Source organism: Rhizobium giardinii bv. giardinii H152 (assembly GCF_000379605.1).
Taxonomy (GTDB): domain Bacteria; phylum Pseudomonadota; class Alphaproteobacteria; order Rhizobiales; family Rhizobiaceae; genus Pararhizobium; species Pararhizobium giardinii.
Genome location: NZ_KB902738.1, coordinates 1 through 1,778 on the forward strand (window position 1 = coordinate 1; position 1,778 = coordinate 1,778).

Sequence of the window (1,778 nt, forward strand, 5' to 3'; positions counted from 1 at the left end):
TGGTCATCGCTTCGCGGGCTGCATCCTTCGATACCTTGAAGGACCCGCCGACAAAGGACTCGGTGCCCATGTAGCCGAGCAGGATGTCGGCGTCCGTGACGGTCGGCTCGGTGCCGCCGCGCTGGTACGCAGCAGGTCCCGGAAGCGCTCCCGCCGAGCGGGGGCCGACATCGAGCAGGCCAAGCGGATTCCTGGCCGCGATGGAACCGCCTCCGGCGCCGATCTCAATCATCTGGATTGACTGTATCTTCAAGGGAAAGCCGGATCCCTTGCGGAAGCGCTGATAGTGAGCGACTTCGAGGTCGGTTCCAACCGTCGGCTCACCATTCGGGATGAGGCAGAGTTTCGCGGTCGTGCCGCCCATGTCGAACGAGAGCACACTGCCCTCGCCTGCAATGCGGCCGAACTCGGCGGCAGCGACCGCGCCTGCGGCCGGGCCGGACTCGATGAGGCGAACTGGCAACTCGGCAGCACGGCGGCTGGGAACCAGGCCGCCGGAGGACGTCATCCAGAGAACCTGGCGGTCGATGCCCTTCCTGGCGAATTCGCGCTTGAGATGAGCGACATGTCCGGCCATCTGCGGCCGGGTATAGGCATTCACGACAGTCGTCGAGGCGCGGTCGAACTCGCGCATTTCGGGGCAGACTTCCGAGGAAAGTGACACGAAGATGTCCGGATACTCCTCACGCAGCAGAGCGGCGACCCGCTGCTCGTGCTGCGGATACTTGTAGGCGTGGAGCAGGCAGACCGCGACGGAGCGGATCCCCTTTTCCTTGAGACGTCCGGCGATCTCGCGGACGGTCTCTTCCTTGAGCTCCGTCATCACCGAGCCGTCGGCTGCAATCCGTTCGGCCGCACCGTAGCTGTTGGCGCGCGTCACAAGCGGATCGGGATATTTGATGTTGAGATCATAAAGATCGTAACGACCCTCGTTGCGTATCCGCAGCATGTCCTGGAAGCCGTCTGTCGTCACAAAGCCTGTCTCGACCCCCTTGCGTTCGAGGACGGCATTGGTGACCACGGTCGTCGCACCGAGGACCTGCAGGTTCTCGATGGCGATCGCGCCGGAAAATTGCTCCAGCAATTCCGTGACACCCTGCACGACCGCCTCGGCCGGATTCTTCGGCGTGCTCAGGACCTTGTGGAGATGAAGCGCGCCTGTGTCATCCAGAAGAGCGAAGTCGGTAAAAGTACCGCCGGTGTCGAAAGCAAGTTTTGCCATGTTTCCCTCGAAACGACTGCACGGCGCGCGAACGCCGCTATGGTCGGATCCGTTCTGCCGAACCCGTTGTCAGAGAGAAGGTTAGGGGAACCGGACATGTGTTGGCCAACACAACTACAGTCTGCCGCCATACGCTTTGGTTATGGCAGACATCAGGCGGGACGGATGCCCTGGTGATGGCTGCTCATGAGCTTGCCGACCACATCCAGTAGCACCGACCGCGCAGCGATCGCGGGTTCTGATAGCGGAAGATGGTCTGCCACGCAGAGCGAGACGGTGGCGTCGATGACTGGCTTCGTCAGTGCCCTCACCTGCGCTCCCGAAAAGCTTGCCGTCTCGATGACCACCGAGGCTGGGAGTATGGTCGAACCAAGCCCGTCGAGGACCGCCGCACTAAGGGCAGGAATGGATTCGATTTCCGCGACGACCTGCGGGGTTGCCCTTGCCCTCGCCAAGGCGTCGTCGATCAACCGTCGCAGCAAATGTGCCTTGCTCGGAAGAAGCAAGGGGATTTCCTGGAGAGCGGACAGAGGAAGGGGCCCTCCACTATCACCAG

Annotated in this window: 2 protein-coding genes; both read right to left on the reverse strand. The window is 62.3% G+C overall.

Features of this window, described 5'->3' with window-relative positions; all coding sequences use genetic code 11:
• Positions 1-1,222: hydantoinase/oxoprolinase family protein (locus A3AY_RS0131840; protein WP_018329720.1), on the reverse strand; the 1,222-nt coding region annotated here is incomplete at its 3' end.
• 152 nt (positions 1,223-1,374) lie between these two features.
• Positions 1,375-1,778, reverse strand: a 404-nt coding sequence (locus A3AY_RS0131845) for a LysR substrate-binding domain-containing protein (protein WP_026204039.1), incomplete at its 5' end; no start/stop codon positions are given.